Raw genomic sequence first — 19,092 nt, forward strand, 5'->3', positions numbered from 1 at the left:
CAAAGTAGCATGACCGTCTGACGACGGAAAGCACGGAAAGGCGGAACGGGTGGCGGAAGACCGACGGCCCAGCGCGATCGGGCAGGCGTTGCTGGCGATCAGCGACCAGTGGACGCTGCTGATCCTGCAGCGGGCCTTCCTGATGCGCACCCGCCGGTTCGCGGACTGGCGTGACGAGCTGGGCATGTCGGAGTCGGTACTGGCCAACCGGCTCAAGGAGCTCGTCGCCGGAGACCTGCTGCGCCCGGCCCCCTACCGCGAGCAGGGCCGCACCCGCACCGAGTACCTGCTGACCGAGCGCGCGCTGGAACTGTGGCCGCTGCTGGTGGAGATCTGGTCCTGGGAGCGCAGCTGGGTGCCCCGGCGCCGCGGGCTGCCGGAGCTGGTCCACGACGCCTGCGGCAGGCACACCGACGTCGAACTCGGTTGCGCGGCCTGTGACCGGGCCCCGGTCACCGCCCGCGACACCGAGACCCTGCGGGGCTCGGCCACCTTCGCCCAGGTGGCGGTGCCGCGCCACCACCGCAGGACGGTCCGCGACGACGTCGAGCGCGACCCGCTGTCGTACTTCCCGGAGACGTTCGAGCTGCTCGGCGACCGATGGAGCACCGTGATGCTCGCGGCCACCTTCCTCGGGGTGCGCCGGTTCGCCGACTTCCAGTCCGAGCTCGGCATGGCCCCGTCCGTGCTGTCCGACCGGCTGCGGCGGTTCACCGAGCTCGGGGTGCTCAGCGCCGGGGAGGGCGACGGCGGGCGTCCCCGCTACCTGCTGACCGACAAGGGCCTGGCCTTCTTCGGGGTGTTCGCCTTCATCGTCGACTGGGCCCAGCGGTGGTACGCCGGCCCGCCGGGCACCGACCTGCTGATCACCCACCGCGCCTGCGGCCGACCCTTCCGGCCGTACCTGCGCTGCCTGTCGTGCGGCACTCCGCTGAACCGTACCGAGGTGCGCTTCGCGCTCGGCGACGGGCAGGCCGCGACGGCCGCCGCCACCCACCCCCTGGCGAGTGGCGACGGCCGCCGCTGACCGGCGGCGCCCGGTCTCCGTTCAGTGACCGGTGACGGCCGGCCGTCGCGACTGGGTGACGCGGAACCGTCCGGTGACGAAGGAGTCGTCGGTGAGCGAGGCGTTGCCTGCCGGATTGAGACCGGTGACGTGGTAGTCGCTGTAGGCGGCGGAGAAGTTCAGCGGCATCGGTCCGGTGAGGTTGCAGGTCACCGCGGCGCCGGCGGTCGCGTAGCCGGCCTCCACCCGGTCCAGGTACGCCTCGTCCGTGGCGTAGGCGAACGCGGTGATCGCCCCCCGTTCCCGCGCGTCCCGGGTGGCCCGCTCCAGCGCCTGGTCGGCGTCGTCACAGTCGATCACGAACGCGACCGGTCCGAACCGCTCCTCCCCGTACAGGTCGTGGTCGGCGATGTCCACCTGCGCCAGCAGCGGTCCGCTGGTGCGCGCCTTCGGGTGGTCGGGATGCCGGTAGGGGCGCGGCTCGAGGACGATTCGGCCGCGCGCGGCCGCCCGGTCGTGCACCTCCTCCAGCAGTCGCAGGGTGTTCGGCGACTGGACGGTGGCGAGCACCGCGGCGGCCCGCCGGGGCACCGTGCTGATGGCCTGTACGGCCTCGGCGAGCCCGGCCGCGAAGTCCGCGGCGCTCACCGTGCCTCCGGCGGTGGGCACGCCGCCGCGCGGCACGTAGATGTTCTGCGGGCTGGTGCACATCTGCGCGGAGAACAGGCACAGCGAGCCGGCCAGCGCGCGCAGCACCGGCTGCAGCTCCCCGACCGAGTGCACCAGCACCGAGTTCGCCCCCGAGGTCTCGGTGTAGGCGACGGCGGGGAAGGCGTTGGCCTCCACCCAGGAGCCGAAGGCGGCCGAGCCGGTGAAGTCCACGATCCGGGTCGCCGGATGCCGCACCAGGAGCCTGGTGACCGGCTCGGCCGCCGTGTCCACGGCCAGCCCCACCAACTCGGGGGAGAAACCCGCCTCGGTGAGGACCTCACGGCAGACGCGCACCGCCAGCGCCATCTGCAGCACCGAGCCGGGATGCGGTTTGACGATCACCGGGTTTCCGGTGACCAGGCTCGCGAACAGCGCGGGGTAGACGTTCCAGGCGGGGAAGCTCGCACAGGCGATCACCACGGCGACCCCCTTGGGCATCAGCCGGTACCGCTTCGTCATCTCCACGGTGGTGGTGCCGAACGCGCGCGACCACCGCGCCGTGCCGGGCACCCGGGACATCGCCGCGTACGCCTGCGCGATCGCCTCGACGCCGCGGTCGAGCGCGTTGGTTCCGCTGCCGGTGTAGCTCATCCCGAAGCTCTGCCCGGCGGTGTGCATCGCCGCGTGCGAGAACTCGAAGGAACGGAGGTAGATCCGCTCGCAGATCTCCAGGCACACCCCGGCCCTGGTCCGCGGGTCGGCCTCCCGCCAGCGCGGCCACGCCCGGGTGGCGGCGGCGAACAACTCCTCGACGTCCGCCCGCGGGTAGCACACGCCCAGCGGCTCACCGGTGTAGGGGGAGACCTCGTCGGGCTGCGCCACCGGGGCGCCGGGCCCGCCGAGGTCGAAGGGACGGCCCAGCAGCGCCTCGAACGCGGCCCTCCCCTCCGCCCGGGCCCGCTCCCCGCCGGGATGGTCGGCCGGCGACTCGCCGAACGCCGTCCAGCTCTCGCGGGAGCGGCACGCCTCGATCGCGCGGTCGAGGGTCGCGCGGTGCCTGTCGAACAGATCCGTTGCCATGTCGCCATTCCGTCCGGCTCGTACGGGGGTCACCCCGGTCCCATCCATCTGGCTTCGTTTATAGTACTAATATTCCGCCGGCGAAACCCCGGAGGTGGTCGTGGTCATCGGCCTGCTCCCGCACCGGCCGGCCGCCCGATTCGGTGATCGGCCCGCACCGCCGAGCCCGGACGGGGCGTGCGGCTTTCCCCGAACGCCGAGAACCGTGACGACCTGGGCAAGGCGTTCGCCGGAGGCCGGCCGCGCACCGGGGACATCGGCCACCTCGGCGACGGCGGCCATGTCGACCGCACCTCTGCCCGGTGTGGCCGACCGGGCGATTCAGGGATGACTCGCCCCAGATCAGGTGTGAGGTGTGCTCTCGTCGGAGGTACCCGTACGGGAGAAGGTGCGGGAAACGAACTACAGGTACCTGGCGGTCGTCATATCAGGAGCATCTGGACTTCGGCGGTGGGGAGAAAGCATGCTCGTCGATCGTCACCTTGACTGGGACGGCTGTTACAACGTCCGGGACCTCGGCGGTTTCCGGACCGGGGAGGGGCGGGTGACCCGCCGGGGCGCCGTCGTCCGTTCGGACAGCCCTGACCGGCTCACCCCGGCGGGCTGGTCGGCGCTCGCCGCGTACGGCGTCCGCACGGTCGTCGATCTGCGCAACGACGAGGAACGCCAGGCGGCCGCCGAGGCTCGCCCGATCGGGGTCGACGTCGTACACGCCCCGCTGGACGACCTGGCCGACACCGAGTTCTGGGAGGTCTGGGGGCAGGGGCTGCAGGGTACGCCGCTCTACTACCGGCCCTTTCTCGACCGTTTCCCGGAGCGGTGCGCCGCGGCCGTCGCGGCCGTCGCCCATGCCAGGCCCGGCGGCGTTCTCATCCACTGCGCCGTGGGCCGTGACCGCACCGGGCTGATCACCCTGCTGCTGCTCGCCCTGGCGGGCGTCGCGCACGAGGAGATCGCCTCCGACTACGAGCTGAGCGCCGACCGCCTGAGGCCGCTTTTCGCGACGCTGGGCGTGGCCGACCAGGGGCCGATCGTCCGGGAAGTCCTGCTGCGGGAGAACACCTCCGTCCGCGCGGTCGTTCTCGCCACCTTGGAGTCGCTGGACGCCGACGCCTACCTGCGCGCGGCGGGCCTGGGCTCCGGTGATCTCGCGGCCGTCCGGGCCAGGCTCCTCACCGGATAGGAGCGCGGGTCCGGTGGGGGCCGGCGCCGTTTTCTGGGCGGACGCGGCCTCAAGGGTCGAGACGATGGAGAAGAGAGTGCCAGATATCGCCCGTAAGGTGGAACGAGGGCTTCAATCAGGCTTTTCCAGGTGAGAAGTGCCGGTGGCCTGAGCACGGATCAGGGGCGGCCGATCCCGGCCAGCAGGTTCCTGACGAGGGCCTCGGCGAACTCGTCGGTGAGGGGCTGGTCGGGGATGAGGAGGCGGTGGTAGCAGGCGCCCCAGAGCTGGTCGACGACCACCTCGGGATCGACGTCCTCGCGTAGCCGCCCGCGCTCCTTGGCGCGCTCCAGCGCCTCGACGGCGAGTGCTCTGCGCGGTGCCGAATAGCGTTCGCGAAGGAGCGCCGACAGCTCGGGATCGGTCTGGGCGTGGCCGATGAGCTCCGGCATCACGCGCCCGGCCCGGGTGTCGCGCATCAGGTGGACGAAGGCGCGCAGCTGCGCGGTGAGGTCGGCGGCGATGTCGCCGGTGTCGGGAAAGGCCAGGGTGGGGCCGACGGCGTCGAAGTAACCGTCGAGTGCCAGCGCCCCCTTGGACGGCCACCACTTGTAGAGCGTCACCCTGCTCGCGCCCGACAGGGCCGCGACCTTCTCGATGGTGAAGGCGGCCATTCCCTCGGTGAGCAGGAGCTCACCGGCCGCGCGCAGGACCTCGCGGCGCACCTCGGCGGCCGGGCGGCGTCCGCGTCCGCGACGGGCGGGTTCGGGGGCCTGCTGCGTCACCATCTACCTCCTGAAATATATGGACATTGTGTTTACATTCATATATATACTTAGTGTACACAAATTCCTGAGGGAGTCGTCGATCATGAGCAGCACAGCAGCCCGCGTCGCCATCGTCACCGGAGGCTCACGCGGCATCGGACGCCAGGTCGTGGCCCGGCTCGCCGCCGACGGATACGCGATCGTGGTCAACTACGCGAGCAACGACGCCGAGGGGCGGGCCGCCGTCGCGGAGGCCGTCGGCAGGGGTGGCCAGGCGATCGCCGTCCGGGCCGACGTCGGCGACCCCGAGGCGGTCGCCGCGCTCTTCGACGCCGCCGAACAGACCTTCGGCGGCGTCGACGTGGTGGTCCACGCCGCCGGGATCATGAACCCGCCGACCCCGCTCGCCGAGCTCGACCTGAACGTGCTGGACCGCGTGCTGCGCGTCAACGTACGTGGCACCTTCGCCGTCGCCCAGCAGGCCGCACGGCGGCTGCGCCGAGGGGGAGCCCTGATCACCTTCTCCACCTCGGCCATCGGGCTGGCCCTTCCCGGATACGGCGCCTACGCCGCGTCCAAGGGGGCCGTCGAGGGCCTGACCCTCATCCTGGCCCGCGAGCTGCGCGGCAGGGACGTCACCGTCAACACCGTCGCCCCCGGGCCCACCGCCACCGACCTCTTCCTGAAGGGCAAGGACGAGGAGACCGTCGCCAGGCTTGCCGCCCAGCCGCCACTGGAGCGGCTGGGCCTGCCCGCCGACATCGCCGAGGCGGTGGCCTTCCTGGCGGGCCCCGCCCGCTGGGTCAACGGCCAGGTGCTCCGGGTCAACGGCGGAATCGTCTGAACCCGGAACGGCTTACCCGAGGAAGACCGTCCTTCTCACCGGGGCGTTCGGCCAGGTCCGCCGCCGAGCGGTTCGACCGGCCCACGGGGCCCGAGCGGGTGGGCGACACTCTGTCACGGGGGCGCGCAGACGAGGCCGATGACGTTCTCACGCCTGGCCCCCCGCTCGAAGGCCGCGGTGTAGGCGCGCGTACCGAGTGCATGCCGCACCAGGTGGCCGGCCTCGGCGTGGGCGTCGTGAAACGGTCGCAGTCCGATGAGCGCCACCCCGGTCGTGCGCCGCAACCGGTGCGCGGCGCCGAGCAGTTCGGCGGCGTGGTCGTGCCGACCGGTGGCGGCGATGGCCCAGGCGAGCGCCTCAAGACCCCATACGGGCCCCCAGCGGTCGTCGATGTCGTACTGGCGGCGCAGCGAGTCGCGGAAAAGCGCGGCGGCCCGTACCGGGTCGCCGTGGCGCAGCTCCGCGAGACCGAGGCCCCACAGCGCCCAGGAGTAGGCCCAGGCCCCGCCGAGCGCCTCGGCGTCGGCCAGGTAGGCGTCACCGGCGGCGACGGCGGTGTCCCGGTCACCGAGGAAGGCGCAGGCCATGGCCCAGAGCATCGTCGCCATGTGGGCGTCACCGGTCGCGCCGTCCGCCAGGAACCGGTCCCTCGCCCGCGCCAGCAGCGGGATGGACCGCGGATCCCCGTGGATGAGCAGCACGTGGGCGCCCTCGACATAGGTGACGGTGGCGGGGGCGTCACCATCGGGGAACCGCGAGGTCAGACGGCGGCAGCGGGTCAGGAACTCCTCGGCGCCCCGCCTGTCGCCCTGGCAGAGGGCGATCCAGGCGGCCAGGGCCACCGCGCCGATCTGGAGCGGGTCCGGCGGGCGCGGAGAGAGCGCGAGCCCGCGCTCCAGCCAGTGGCGGCCCTCGCCGATGGTGCTGCTGAAGAACCAGAACCGGGTCCGGGTGAGGTTGGCGGTGATCTCCAGTCCACTACGGGCCTCGCCGGGTTCGGTGACGCAGAAGTCCAGTGCCGTCCGGAGGTTCGGCAGTTCCTGCCGCAGCCGCGACAGCCACTCGACCTCGCGGGGACCGCACCAGTCGGCCGCGGCCCGTGCGACGGTGCTCCGGTAGTGGTCACGGTGGCGTCGCCGCACCGCGGTCTCCTGACCGAGGTCGACCAGACGCTGCCTGCCGTACTGGCGGATGGTCTCCAGCAGGCTGTAACGCGTCCTGCCGCCCCGGGTGCTCACGACCAGGATCGACTTGTGCGCCAGGGACGCCAGAACGTCGATGACGTCGTGGCGGTCGATGCCCGCGCCGGAGCACACCGACTCGGCCGCCTCCAGGTCGAACCCGCCGGAGAAGACCGACAGCCGTGCCCAGAGCAGCCGCTCGTGCTCGGTGCACAGGTCGTGGCTCCAGCCGACGACGCCTCCCAGAGTGCGGTGATGGCGGGGCGTGTTCTGGGCGTCGTTGTCGGCCAGCAGCCGGAACCGGTCGTCGAGCCGGTCGAGGATCTCCTCCGCCGAGAGCGTCCCCAGCCGGACCGCCGCCAGCTCGATCGCCAGCGGGACACCGTCCAGCCGTCCGCACAGCTGTGCGACGACACCGCGGTTGTGTCGCGTGATCCGGAAGTCCGGGGCGGAGGCCGCGGCGCGGTCGGCCAGCAGGGTCACCGCCTCGTAGCGGGTCAGCGGCGGCTCGGTCTCCTCGCTCGGAGGGGTTACGGGCGGTACGGCGAGGGGTGGCACCGCCAGGACGTGCTCGCCCTGGACGCCGAGCCGCTGCCGGCTGGTGGCCAGCACCCGCAGGCCGGGCACCGCGCGCAGCAGCACGGTCACCAAGGTCGCGGCCGCCCTCACCATGTGCTCGCAGTTGTCCAGCACCAGCAACGTCCTGCTGTCACGCAGACGCTCGATCAGGATGTCCACGCAGGGGCGCGCGGACTGGTCGCGGATTCCGAGAGCCTGCGCCACCGTCCGGTCGAGCAGTCCGGGCTCGGTCAGCGGGGCGAGGTCGGCGATCCACACCCCGTCAGGGAAGGCGGGCGACACCTGCGCGGCCAGCCGCAGCGCCAGCCGGGTCTTGCCCACTCCGCCCACCCCGGTCAGCGTGACCAGGCGGCTGGTCTCCAGCCGCCGCCCGGCGTCGGCGAGCTGCCGTTCCCTGCCCACGAACGTCGTCATCTCACTGGGGAGATTGCCGGAGGGCCCCTTGGCGGTGAGTGCGGGATCGTTGTTGAGAATCCGCTGGTGCAGCTCCCGCAGTTCCGCGCCGGGATCGACGCCGAGTTCCTCGGCGAGGATCTCCCGGACGGAGTGGTGGCAGCGCAGGGCCTCGGCCTGGCGCCCCGACCGGTAAAGCGCCAGCATTCGCTGTGCCCAGAACCGCTCCCGGAGCGGATGCGCGGCGGTCAGCCTCCGCAGTTCGGGGAGCACCTCCTCGTGGCGGTCCAGCGCCAGGTCGGCCTCGATGCGGGACTGGAGCGCGTCCAGCCTGCGCTCGGCCAGCACCGGCGCGACCTCGCGTCGCAGCGTCTCCGACGGGATGTCCTGCAGCGGTTCCCCGCGCCACGATCGCAGCGCCTCTGCCAGCAGCGCCGACGCCGCCTTCATGGAGCCCGCCGCGGCCGCGGCCCTGGCGCGGCCGGTCAGGGTGTCGAAGCGGTGCAGGTCGAGCCGGTCGCCGTCCACCCTGAGCAGGTAGCCGCGCGGGCAGGTCAGCAGGGGACCGTCATCCCCGGCGCACCCCAGCAGGTGCCGACAGCGCAGCACGTAGTTCTGCAGGGTGTTCCGGGCACCGCGGGGCGGGACCTCTCCCCACAGGTGGTCCATCAGCGTCTCGACGGGGACCGTCCTGTTGGCGTCGAGCAGCAGTGACACGAGCAACGTCCGCAGCTTGGCCGCCCGGATCGGCACGGGAACACCGTCTCGCAGCACCTCGAACGGCCCCAGAACCCTGAACTCGAAACCCGAGCCTGCCGTTTCCACCACCCAATGTAATCACAATGTTTCTCTCCGCGATCGGGTGTGTACGTCAAGTGCGCCCCGGATGCGCGGCGAGCGACCGGTGACGGGCGCCGAGGGGTGAGCGCGAGGTGACCGGCGAGTGAGTGGCCGGCGGCACGGTGTGCGGTGACGGCGGGGCGACGCGCCCGGCTGGTCTTCACCCGACAGGAAGGGCACCTCATGTTCAAGTGTGTAACCGGGATCGTGGCGGCGGTGATCGCGGCGGCGGTGATGCTCACCGCCGCCCCCGCTCCCGCCGGCGCGGCCTCGTTCTCCCGGGAGCTCGCGGCCGTGGCACAGGCCGCGGGAGTCTCGGAGGAGACCGCCTACTCCATGGCGGTGTCGCTGGTGAGCAGCGACCCGGAGGACGAGTACCGCTTCCCCGACGAGGAGTTCCAGGACGCCCCCCGCTCCTGGAGCGCGGTCCTGGCGTTCGTCAAGAGGTTCTGGCGTCAGATCGTCGACGCGGCCAAGGCCGCCGGTGAGTGGGCGTGGTGGAAGGCGGGCAAGTGCGCCACCGGCGCCGTGACCGAGGTCTGGAACAAGTTCGGCGGAGACCTGACCGATCCGGAGGCGGTACTGGCCGTGGCCGTCTACGGCTGCCTGAAGGGCCTGCGCGGCTGATCGTCTCGTCTGGCGGGTGGCGCCCCCGATCGACGGATCGGGGGCGCCACCCGTTGGTCTGCGCCCGGGGCGTTGGTGACGACGGGGAGCCGGTAGAAGGGAGTTCCGCGCCCACCGGGTGGCCGGGCCGGATGGGCTCGCCGCATACTCTGCGGCGTTCGAGCCGCCGAGATCTAGCTCGATATGTGTCGAAATTGTAGTGATCGAGACAGGGGACCCATCCATAGACATTTCGTACTTCCTGCCCATAACATCAAGCCTTCTTGGGGCAGTTTTTACTGTCCCTTGACCTTTGGTCGGGGCCTTTCCCGCCCCGCGCTGATCGTTCGGGAAGGTTTGTCGATGTCTGTAACACGCCTGGTGACGGGTTCTGGGGCGCCAACCGCCCTCCGCAGCCCGAGGTCGGCACGCCGCGGCGCCGCGGCGCTGGGTCTCGCCGCCACCATGACCTTCGCCGGGGTAGCGGCGACCTCGGCCCCCGTCAGCGCGGCCGCCGATCCCGCCGTCGGACCGGTCTTCACGGACGGCATGGCCCAGCCGGTGTTCTCGACGAACCGCAACGACTGGCTTCGCGAGGAAGTGTGGGTCGAGACCCCGATCGACAGTGACGGCGACGGACGGAACGACCGGGTGCACGCCGAGGTCACCCGCCTCCGGGAGACGGAGACGGCCGGTTTGAAGTCGCCCGTCGTGTACGAGGTCAGCCCCTACTACGCCGGCGGCAACTCGGTCGCGAACCACAACGTCGATCACGAGCTCCACGAGGCACTCCGTCCGGGCAAGGGCTGGATGAACCGCGGTGGTTCGACGAAGGACCCGGCGACCGACGAGCGGCTGGCCGCCGCCGGCGTGGCAGGCGTGGCCGAGGGGGACGAGGCCGTCACGGGCACCGGCCCGCAGCCCGCGATCAGCACCAGCCACGAGTCCAACTGGCTGCCTCGCGGTTTCGCGGTGGTCCACGCCGAGTCGCTGGGCAGCGGTAAGTCCGACGGCTGTCCCACCACCGGTGGACGCAACGAGACCATCGGCGCGAAAGCGGTCGTCGACTGGCTGAACGGTCGCGCGAAGGCCTACGACGCCACCGGTAGGGAGGTCAGCGCCACCTGGACGACCGGCAAGGTCGGCATGATCGGCACCTCGTACAACGGCACCCTGCCCAACGCGGTCGCGAGCACCGGCGTCGAGGGACTCGAGGCCATCGTGCCGATCTCGGCGATCTCCAGCTGGTACGACTACTACCGCGCGAACGGTGCCGTCGTCGCCCCGGGCGGCTACCAGGGCGAGGACGCCGACGTGCTCGCGGAGTACGTCTACACCCGCGCGGACAGGCAGATCTGCCGAAGCGTCATCGAAGATCTCGCCAAGGAGCAGGACCGGGTCACCGGCGACTACAGCGCCTTCTGGGACGAGCGCAACTACCTGAACGACGTCGACAAGGTCCGCGCCGCGACGCTGGTCGCGCACGGGCTCAACGACTGGAACGTCAAGACCAAGCACGCCGCGCAGTGGTACGAGGCGCTCAAGGCGCGGGGAGTGCCGCACAAGATCTATCTGCACCAGGGCGGGCACGGCGGTTCCCCGAGCGTCAACGTGCTCAACCGCTGGTTCACCCGCTACCTGTGGGACCAGCAGAACGGCGTGGAGAACGACCAGCGGGCGCTGATCCAGCGCGAGAACAGGACGCTGGTGGAATACCCCGAGTGGCCGGAACCGACCGCGGCGGACACCGAGCTCAACCTGGCGCCCGGCACGGACGGTGCCGCCGGTGTCCTCACCGGCGACAAGACCCGCCTGGGCAAGCCGGTGACCGAGACGATCGTCGACGACGCGTCGAAGCGGGCGCTGACCCTCGCCGACGCCGTGACGTCCCCCAACCGCCTGGCCTACAAGTCAGGGGCGCTGACCGACGCGGTCCGGCTCAGCGGCACGCCGCAGATATCACTGCGGATGTCCTTCGACCAGCCGGCCGCCAACGTCACGGCGCTGCTCGTCGACTACGACCAGAACGGCAAGGCGAAGATCATCACCCGGGGCTGGACGGACCCGCAGAACCGCACGTCGATCTCGAAGACCGAGCCGGTCAAGCCGGGCAGCCCCTACCGCCTCGACTTCGACATGCAGCCGCACGACTACGTGTTCGCGGCGGGACACCGCATCGGCATCGTACTGCTGTCGAGCGACTACGAGTACACCATCCGGCCCACCCCCGGCGCGACGCTGCACCTCGACACGACGAAGAGCACGGTCACGCTGCCGCTCGTCGGCGGGGCGGCCGCGTTCACTGCGGCAAGCAACTGACCCGGGCCCCGCAGGCTGGGCGGCCCGCCCAGCCCGCGGGTACCGGAAACCCGGCCGGACACTGACCTGAGGGTCGCTGGGATCACCCCGCCGCCGGATCTCCGGCCTCATGAGACGGTGGGCGCCGACTGCTCGGGGGCGGGGCGGCGAATCGGGGTGAAGAGCGCGGTCGTCGCGATCAGCAGGCAGGCGGTGCCGGCCAGGAGGCAGATCACGGTGACGCCGTAGCCGCCCGCGCCCCAGGTCAGGACGGCCGCGCCCACCGGGCCGAGGGAGAAGTGGATCGTCCAGAACGCCGAGGTGACGCGGCCGAGCAGATGGTCCGGGGTCACCTGCTGGCGCAGGGACATCGAGCAGATCCCGGCCACGCTGACGCCGCAGAGGTAGACGGCCATCAGGGCGGCGATCACCGGGACGCGCCCGGAGAGGCCGACGCCCGCCATGGCGAGCCCGCTGGTCGCGAGGGCGCCGATCCAGGCGACGCCGAAACCGAGCCTGCGGCGGACGGGCGCGACGAGCACGGCGCCGGCGATCGTGCCGGCCGCGGCGACCGCGAGGACCGTGCCGACGGTGCCGTCGGAGTGACCCAGGTCGTGTTTCAGGTGGTAGATCAGAACGTCGGTCATACCGAGCGTGAAGAAGATGAAGAAGGAGAGCAGGATCGTCAGGGAGCGCAGCACCGGGTGCCGCCAGAGGAACCGGGCACCGGCCAGCAGTTCCTGCCAGGGCTTCTGGCGCGCCGGCGCGGGCGCGCCGGCCTCGGGCCGGTTGAACCGGACGAAGTACAGGCTCGCCGCCGACACCGCGAAGCTCGCCGCGTTGATGGCGATCGCCGCAGTCGGGCCGAACTGTCCGGAGACCACCCCGGCGAGCAACGGGCCGCCGACACCGGCCGCCGCCGCGGTCGCGTAGAGCCGCCCGTTCGCCTCGGTGATGCGGTCGCCCTCGACCAGGTTGCGCACCGCGGTCACGTAGGTGACCTGGAAGACCATCCCGATCGCCTCGCTGAGCGGCAGCACCACGTACAGCAGCCAGACCTGGGGGCCGAACGCCCAGACGAGCGGGATGAGCCCGTACAGCACCAGGCGGGCTAGGTCGCAGCAGATCAGCAGGGTCCGCCGGTCGAGCCGGTCGGCCAGGATCCCGGCGAAGATCCCGGCGCAGATCGACGCGGCACCGGCCACGCCCGTCAGCAGGCCCATCTGCGCGACCGACCCGGTCACGTTCAGCACCAGCAGCGGAATGGCGATGTAGGCGAACGAGTCCCCGGCGACGGAGAGCGTCTGGGAGACCCAGAAGACGTTGAAGTTCCGGTCCCGCCACAGCGGGCGCGCGCTTTCTGCTTCCTCTGGTTGCGGCATCAGGGGACTATCCCTCACCGTGGGGGATCTTTTCCAGCGGTTAACCCCGTTCTCCGCGTCGTCGCAGGTCGGGGACCATTGGTGATCATCCCAGGTCGATCGGGGGCACGTGCGGCGTACGGAGTCAATCGTCCAGGGCGAAGGACAGGTAGCGGTCGGCGGAGCGGCGGACGGCCTCGGCGCCGTCGGTGTGCACGATCCGCTTCCACCAGCCGCCGTAGACGCGGTCGAAGGCGTACGGCTCCAGCAGCGACAGGGCGCGGCGGATCGTGGCGGGGCGTTCGGGGATCAGGTTGGGGTAGCTGTACATGAAGCTGACCCAGCGGCGGTCGGCCACCACCTGGAGGATGTCGCCGGAGAACAGCGCGCCCCGGCCGTCCTCGGCGTCACGCCAGTGCATGACCTGGCCGCCGTCGAAGTGCACGCCCGCGTTGACCAGCGTCACTCCTTCGAGGATCTCGCAGGTGCCGCCCTCCCAGAAGACCACCGACTCGTCGGGGCGGGCCACCCAGTCGCGGTCGGCCGCGTGCAGGTGGATCGGCGCGTCGAAGGCGTGCGCCCACTCGACCATCGAGCCGTAGAAGTGCGGGTGGCTGATCGCGATGGCGTCGATCCCGCCGAGCTCGCCGACCTGCCTGATCAGCTCGTCGTCGAGGTGGGTGACCATGTCCCACAGCACGTTGCCGGCCGGGGTACGGACCAGCAGGGCACGCTGCCCGATGGCGGTGGCGGGGTCGGTGCCGATGCCGACCACCCCGGTGCCCTCCTCGGCGAGGTGCGCCCGGTGCCCGCTCTCGCGCAGCTGGTCGAGAGAGGTCCAACGCTGGCCCTCCCAGCCGACGTACTGCCGCTCGTCCTCACAGATCGGGCAGTCATCCCGCGCCGCGGCGTACTGGACCCCGCAGGTGACGCAGATGGGCAGATCGTTCACGACGTCCTCCGCTGATCGGCTGTTCGGGAATGCTACGGCGGCGGTGGGGCCGGACGGCCCGGGACCCGCGGGACCCGGGCCTCACTCTCGATCATCGACGCGAAGTCGCCTTCCCCCGGTTCGCACGCTCGCCGGCCCCGCCGTGGTTCAACCGGCGTCGCGCCCTGCGGCGGCTTGCGGCACAGACCGGGGGCGGCGTACGAACAGCGCCGTGACGAACACGAACACACCGAGCACACCCGCGACGACAAAGGCCGTGTGCAGGCCTGCGGCGTCGGGGGCGCCGGACGCGTGGGTGGTGCCCAGGGACGCCACGGTGACGAACATGGCGGTACCGAACGCGCCCGCGACCTGCTGGAGCGTGGACAGGATCGCGCTGCCGTGCGAGTAGAGGTGTTCGGGCAGCGCGCCGAGCGACTCGGTCATCAGGGGGGTCATCATCGCCCCGAGCCCGGCCATGAGCAGCACATGGATGCCGATCACCAGGGCCAGCGGCGAATCCGGTCCGAGGGCGGTGAACAGCCACAGCGCCACCGCTGTGGCCAGTGCGCCGGGAATCACCAGCGGGCGGGCGCCGAAGCGGTCGAACAGTTGCCCCACCGGCCGTCCCAGCAGGCCGAGGACCAGCCCGCCGGGGAGCACGGCCAGCCCGCTGACGAACGTACTCGTGCGCAGGACGGTCTGGAGATACAGCGGCAGCAGGATCGCCGAGACCGCCAGCAGGCACATGAACAGCAGGGCGCTCAGGGTCAGCGCGACGACGAAGGCGCGGTGGGTCAGCGGGCGCAGGTCCAGCAGCGCCCGGTCCTGGCGCTGCAGCCGGAGTTGGCGTACCACGAACCCGGCGAGGGCGACGGCACCGACCGCGATGGGGATCCACGGCGCCACCAGGTGGCCGCCGCCGGACTCGCCGACGGAGGAGAGGCCGTACAGGATGCCGCCGAAACCGACGGCGGACAGCGGCACGGACAACACGTCCAGCGGCACCGTGCGCGTCTCGCCGCCCAGCCGCATCCGGACGGCGCCGAAGGCCAGTGCCAGCAGGGACAGCGGTAGTACGAGCCAGAACATCCAGCGCCAGCCCAGGGAGGACAGCACCGCGCCGCCGACCGTCGGCCCGATCGCGGGAGCCACGGCGATGACGATGGTGATCGTGCCCATGGTCGCGCCGCGTTTGGACACGGGGACCAGACGCATCACCGTGGTCATCAGCATCGGTAGCATGACCGCGGTGCCGCAGGCCTGCACGACGCGCCCGGCCAGCAGTATGGCGAACCCCGGGGCGAGCGCGCTGATCAGGGTGCCCGCGCTGAACAACGTCAGCGAGACCAGGAAGATCTGCCGAGGGGTGAATCGCTCGAGCAGGAAACCGGTGGTGGGGATGACCACGGCCATGGTCAGCAGGAAACCACTGGTCAGCCACTGCGCGGTCGTGGTGGCGACGCCGAGGTCGACGCTGAGGTCGCGCAGCGCGACGCTCAGGACCGTCTCGTTGAGGATCATCACGAAGGCCGATGCGACCAGCGTGGCGATCATCATCATGGCCCCCTTGGGAACCGCGGCGTCGCCGGTGCCCCGGGACTCGTCGACCGCAGTGTCGTTCACCGACTGGGGAAACGCGGAAATGATGTACCTCGCAAGCAGAAGGGGCCACCGACGGGAACTTGGGGGAGAGCCGGGCGTGGCGGAGCGGAACGGTCGGACAGCGGGCTGGGGGAATCTCCGCGCGGTCAGCGGAGGCGGGAGACAACGGGAATCTCACACAGACGACACCGTCATGAGGCGGACATCGCGTTGAACCGTCCCAGCAGCGCTCCCAGGGCGTTGGCGTCACCCGGGTCCCAGGAAGCGAAGAGCAACCATGACATTTTAGGTTATCGCCCGCAAATCATTTTTTCCGGGCCGGGCTGCTCCGGGCCGTCAGCCCGGAGCAGCCTGGAGCAGCCCGCTGTCCTCGCTCGATGGAACCCCGCACGCCGAGACCGGTCGCGGGTCTCGTGAAGCCGCTCCCTCAGGGGAGCGGAGGAGCCACCGCCGTTGCCGTCGAGGGGGACGACCGCCGCGCTCCGTGTCGTTTCCGGGTCAGCGCCGGTAGACCTGCTCGCCGCCGACGAAGGTCATCGCGACCTTCGTCCGCCAGATGTCGGCCTGCGGCTCGGTGAACGGGTCGCGGTCCAGGACGACCAGGTCGGCGCGGTTGCCGGGGACGACGGTGCCGGCGTCGTCGTCGTGGTTGATCCGGGCCGAGCCGGCGGTGTAGGCGGTCAGCGCGGTGGCCAGGTCCAGACGCTGGCCGGGCAGGAACGGGGTCTGCGCCGTCGGGTAGTCCGCGTGCAGTGAGCCGCCGGGCTCGGTGCGGTTGACGGCCACGTGCATGCCCTGGAACGGGTCGGCGACCGAGACCGGCCAGTCGCTGCCCGCGCAGAAGCGGGTGCCCGAGCGCAGCAGGTCGGCGAACGGGTACTGCCACGAGGAGCGCTCCTCGCCCAGGAAGGGCAGGGTCAGCTCGTCCATCTGGGCGTGGTGGGTGGCCCAGAGCGGCTGCAGGTTGGCGGTCACGCCGAGCTCGGCGAAGCGCGGCACGTCCGACGGCTCGACGATCTGCAGGTGCGCGATGTGGTGCCGGTTGGCCGGGTCGGTCCCCTCGAAGCTGTCCAGCGCCTCGCGGACCGCCCGCTCACCGATGGCGTGGAAGTGGACCTGGAAGCCGTGCCGGTCCAGCTCGGCGACGTACTCCTTCAGCAGCGTGGGATCCACGTACGACAGGCCGGTGCCGCCGCAGCGGCAGTAGGGCTCGATCACCGCGGCGGTGAAGTTCTCCGCGATGCCGTCCTGCATGATCTTCACCGAGGTGGCGCGGAACCGCTCCAGGCCCGTGGCCGACTCGCGCCGCTCCAGCAGTTCGGGGATCTGCTCGGCGCCGCGGGTCCGGTCCCACCACAGCGCGCCCACGACGCGGGCCCGCAGCGCGCCGGAGGCCGCCGCCGAGACGTACGTGGACAGCTGGTCGTCGTAGCCCGCGTAGGAGCCGACGATGGCGTCCTGCCAGCCGGTGATGCCGAGGGAGAACAGGTGGTCCTGGGCCGCCAGCAGCGCCTCGTGCAGGTCCGCGGCGCTGGGACGCGGGGTGAGCAGGCCGACCAGGTCCATCGCGCCCTCGTGCAGCACGCCGCTCGGCGTGCCGTCGGCGTCGCGCTCGATCCTGCCGTCGGCGGGGTCGGGGGTGTCGCGGGTGATCCCGGCCAGTTCCAGGGCCCGGCTGTTGACCCAGGCGGCATGGTGGTCGCGCTGGATCAGATAGACCGGGCGGGTGACGACGTCAAGATGGGAGCGGTGTGGGAGGCCGCCGGGAAAGGCCGACATGTCCCAGCCGCCGCCGTCGATCCACTCGTGGCCGGGGTGGGAGTCCGCGTAGGCGACGATTCTCTCCATGTACTCCGGCAGGCCGTAGACCTCGGACAGGTCGCACCTGGCCCGCTCCAGGCCCGCCTGCACCGGGTGGATGTGCGCGTCGGTGAACCCGGGGGTCAGCAGGCGGCCGTCCAGGTCGACGACCTCGTGGCCGGGGGCGGCCAGTCGTACGACGTCGGACTCCGCGCCGACGGCGGCGATCCGGCCGTCACGGACCAGCACCGCCTCGGCGAACGCGTCGGCGGCGAGGAAGACCCGGCCGCCCCGGAAGAGCAGGTCGCGCACTGTTGCACCATCCTTCTGTCGGTGGCCCGGAGGCCGCTGACGCTCCGGGGTGCCGCTTGATCACCTACACTGCACGCTGGACCGGCCGAGGTCCAGCGTGAGTTTCGCCGGGCGTCCGGCGCTCAGCGTCCGGTGATGGAGTCGGCGACGCGGGCCAGCACCGAGGTACGGCCGAGTCCCGCCTTCTCCCTGGCGTCGGCCCGCCGGTAGAGGTCGTACATGGTGTGCACGCCGATCCATCGCAGCGGTTCCACCTCCCAGCCCCGTACCTTGCGGTCCACCCAGGGCAGGGAGGCGAGCTCGGTGTCCTCGCGCAGGATCAGGTCGCGCAGGGTGCGGCCGGCGAGGTTGGTCGTGGTCACCCCGTGGCCGGTGTAGCCGCCCGCCCAGCCGATGCCGGTGGCGTGGTCGACGTGCACGGTGGCGCACCAGTCGCGCGGCACGCCGAGCACCCCGGACCAGGCGTGCGCCACCTTCGAGGCCCTGACCGCGGGGAACATCCCGGTCAGCAACTCCCAGAGCGCCTCGATCGTCCATTCGTGGGTGCGGCCCCGCTCGTCCACCCGGGAGCCGTAGAGGTAGGGCTTGCCACGCCCGCCGAACGCGATCCGGCCGTCGGCGGTGCGCTGGGCGTACATGTAGTAGTGCGCCATGTCGCCGAGCAGCTCGTGGCCCTCCCAGCCGATCTCGTCCCACAGCCCGCCCAGCGGCTCGGTGACGATCATCGAGCTGTTCATCGGCAGCCAGGCGCGGTGGTACTGCTTCAGTTCGGCGGTGAAACCCTCGGTGGCGCGGATGACGTAGTCGGCGCGGACCGTGCCGTGCGGCGTGCGGGCCTCGCGCGGGGCGATCTCGGTGACCGGGGTGTGCTCGAAGATCTTCACCCCGAGGTCCCGCACGGTCTGGGCCAGGCCGCGGGCCAGCTTGGCGGGCTGGATCCTGGCGCAGTGCGGGCTCCAGATCGCGCTGACCGCGCCGGCCACCCGCAGGCGCTCCTCCCGCTCCGCCGGATCGAGCAGCCGCACGTCGTCCTCGGTCCAGCCCCAGTGGCGCTCGTGGGCGAGCAACTGGTGCAGCCGCCGGTCCTGGGCGGCGTTGGTGGCGACCGTGGTGACGCCGCCCTTGACGATGTCCGCGTCGATGTTCTCGTCCTCGGCGATCGTGATGACCTCGTCGATCGCCTCGAACATCACCCGCTGCAGCCGCTTGGCCGCGTCCGCGCCGTGCGTCCTGGCGTAGCGCTCGGGGGTACCGGCCAGCTCGCCGACCAGCCAGCCGCCGTTGCGCCCTGAGGCGCCGTAGCCGGCGAACTCCTTCTCCAGCACCACGACCCGCAGGGCGGGGCTGGCCTTCTTCAGGTAGTAGGCGGTCCACAGGCCGGTGTAGCCGGCGCCGACGATGGCCACGTCGGCGTCGAGGTCGCCGCCGAGGGGAGTGCCGGCCGTGGGGATGCCCAGGGAGCGGTACCAGAAGGAGACGTCTCCGTTGACGAAATCCCCAGCCAGGGGAACACGCGTGCTCATGGCCTCATATCCTGCTATATCCGTCTATTGTGATGCGCCTGCCAACGGAAACCGTTGCAGAAAAGCAGTCCTGCCACGTAATGAGTGATCCGCCAGATGTAACGGCAGGCTCACTCATGTGTAGCAGTCCCGTAACAGGGTCAGGTAAGGCTA

The 19,092-nt window shown here is 71.3% G+C and carries 13 protein-coding genes; 5 read left to right on the forward strand and 8 right to left on the reverse strand.

The window, feature by feature from the left end:
• The first annotated feature begins 49 nt into the window (after nt 1-49).
• Nucleotides 50-1,027: a helix-turn-helix domain-containing protein gene (locus tag AB0K21_RS18520; protein WP_364151324.1), complete on the forward strand. Its 978-nt coding sequence runs from the start codon at nt 50-52 to the stop codon at nt 1,025-1,027.
• Nucleotides 1,028-1,048: 21 nt separating this feature from the next.
• Here the strand turns inward: AB0K21_RS18520 and paaN are convergent, their stop codons facing one another.
• Nucleotides 1,049-2,737, reverse strand: coding sequence for a phenylacetic acid degradation protein PaaN (gene paaN / locus AB0K21_RS18525; RefSeq protein WP_364151327.1), 1,689 nt, complete (start codon nt 2,735-2,737; stop codon nt 1,049-1,051).
• Nucleotides 2,738-3,200: 463 nt separating this feature from the next.
• Here paaN and AB0K21_RS18530 point away from each other — a divergent pair, with 463 nt between their 5' ends.
• Nucleotides 3,201-3,920, forward strand: a complete 720-nt coding sequence (locus AB0K21_RS18530; RefSeq protein ID WP_364151330.1) for a tyrosine-protein phosphatase — start codon at nt 3,201-3,203, stop codon at nt 3,918-3,920.
• Between the two features lie 158 nt (nt 3,921-4,078).
• On the opposite strand, the gene AB0K21_RS18535 is transcribed toward AB0K21_RS18530, so the two are convergent.
• A complete protein-coding gene (locus AB0K21_RS18535) occupies nt 4,079-4,687 on the reverse strand; it encodes a TetR/AcrR family transcriptional regulator (RefSeq protein ID WP_343978788.1) in 609 nt (202 codons plus the stop codon).
• Between the two features lie 82 nt (nt 4,688-4,769).
• On the opposite strand from AB0K21_RS18535, the gene AB0K21_RS18540 reads away from it, so the two are divergent.
• Complete coding sequence (locus AB0K21_RS18540) at nt 4,770-5,510, forward strand: SDR family oxidoreductase (RefSeq protein ID WP_364151334.1); 741 nt, start codon at nt 4,770-4,772, stop codon at nt 5,508-5,510.
• A gap of 113 nt (nt 5,511-5,623) precedes the next feature.
• Here AB0K21_RS18540 and AB0K21_RS18545 read toward each other — a convergent pair whose 3' ends face one another.
• Nucleotides 5,624-8,488: a BTAD domain-containing putative transcriptional regulator gene (locus AB0K21_RS18545; protein ID WP_364151337.1), complete on the reverse strand. Its 2,865-nt coding sequence runs from the start codon at nt 8,486-8,488 to the stop codon at nt 5,624-5,626.
• A gap of 198 nt (nt 8,489-8,686) precedes the next feature.
• Here AB0K21_RS18545 and AB0K21_RS18550 point away from each other — a divergent pair, with 198 nt between their 5' ends.
• Complete coding sequence (locus AB0K21_RS18550) at nt 8,687-9,130, forward strand: hypothetical protein (RefSeq protein WP_343973692.1); 444 nt, start codon at nt 8,687-8,689, stop codon at nt 9,128-9,130.
• A gap of 342 nt (nt 9,131-9,472) precedes the next feature.
• Nucleotides 9,473-11,428 (forward strand): Xaa-Pro dipeptidyl-peptidase, encoded by a 1,956-nt coding sequence (locus AB0K21_RS18555; protein ID WP_364151341.1) that lies wholly within the window; start codon nt 9,473-9,475, stop codon nt 11,426-11,428.
• A 107-nt stretch (nt 11,429-11,535) separates the two neighbouring features.
• Here AB0K21_RS18555 and AB0K21_RS18560 read toward each other — a convergent pair whose 3' ends face one another.
• From AB0K21_RS18560 to AB0K21_RS18580, 5 genes are all read right to left on the reverse strand, one after another.
• Nucleotides 11,536-12,789 (reverse strand): MFS transporter, encoded by a 1,254-nt coding sequence (locus AB0K21_RS18560; RefSeq protein ID WP_364151344.1) that lies wholly within the window; start codon nt 12,787-12,789, stop codon nt 11,536-11,538.
• Between the two features lie 124 nt (nt 12,790-12,913).
• Nucleotides 12,914-13,720: an MBL fold metallo-hydrolase gene (locus AB0K21_RS18565; RefSeq protein ID WP_343973701.1), complete on the reverse strand. Its 807-nt coding sequence runs from the start codon at nt 13,718-13,720 to the stop codon at nt 12,914-12,916.
• A 147-nt stretch (nt 13,721-13,867) separates the two neighbouring features.
• A complete protein-coding gene (locus AB0K21_RS18570) occupies nt 13,868-15,325 on the reverse strand; it encodes a DHA2 family efflux MFS transporter permease subunit (RefSeq protein WP_364151348.1) in 1,458 nt (485 codons plus the stop codon).
• 477 nt (nt 15,326-15,802) lie between these two features.
• Nucleotides 15,803-17,416: an amidohydrolase gene (locus tag AB0K21_RS18575; RefSeq protein WP_343973708.1), complete on the reverse strand. Its 1,614-nt coding sequence runs from the start codon at nt 17,414-17,416 to the stop codon at nt 15,803-15,805.
• 122 nt (nt 17,417-17,538) lie between these two features.
• The gene (locus AB0K21_RS18580; RefSeq protein WP_343973711.1) at nt 17,539-18,939 is read right to left on the reverse strand and encodes an FAD-binding oxidoreductase; all 1,401 of its coding nucleotides are present in this window, start codon (nt 18,937-18,939) and stop codon (nt 17,539-17,541) included.
• Between the last annotated feature and the right edge of the window lie 153 nt (nt 18,940-19,092).

This window comes from Streptosporangium sp. NPDC049248, from assembly GCF_040678965.1.
In the GTDB taxonomy this organism is placed as follows: Bacteria; Actinomycetota; Actinomycetes; order Streptosporangiales; family Streptosporangiaceae; genus Streptosporangium; species Streptosporangium fukuiense.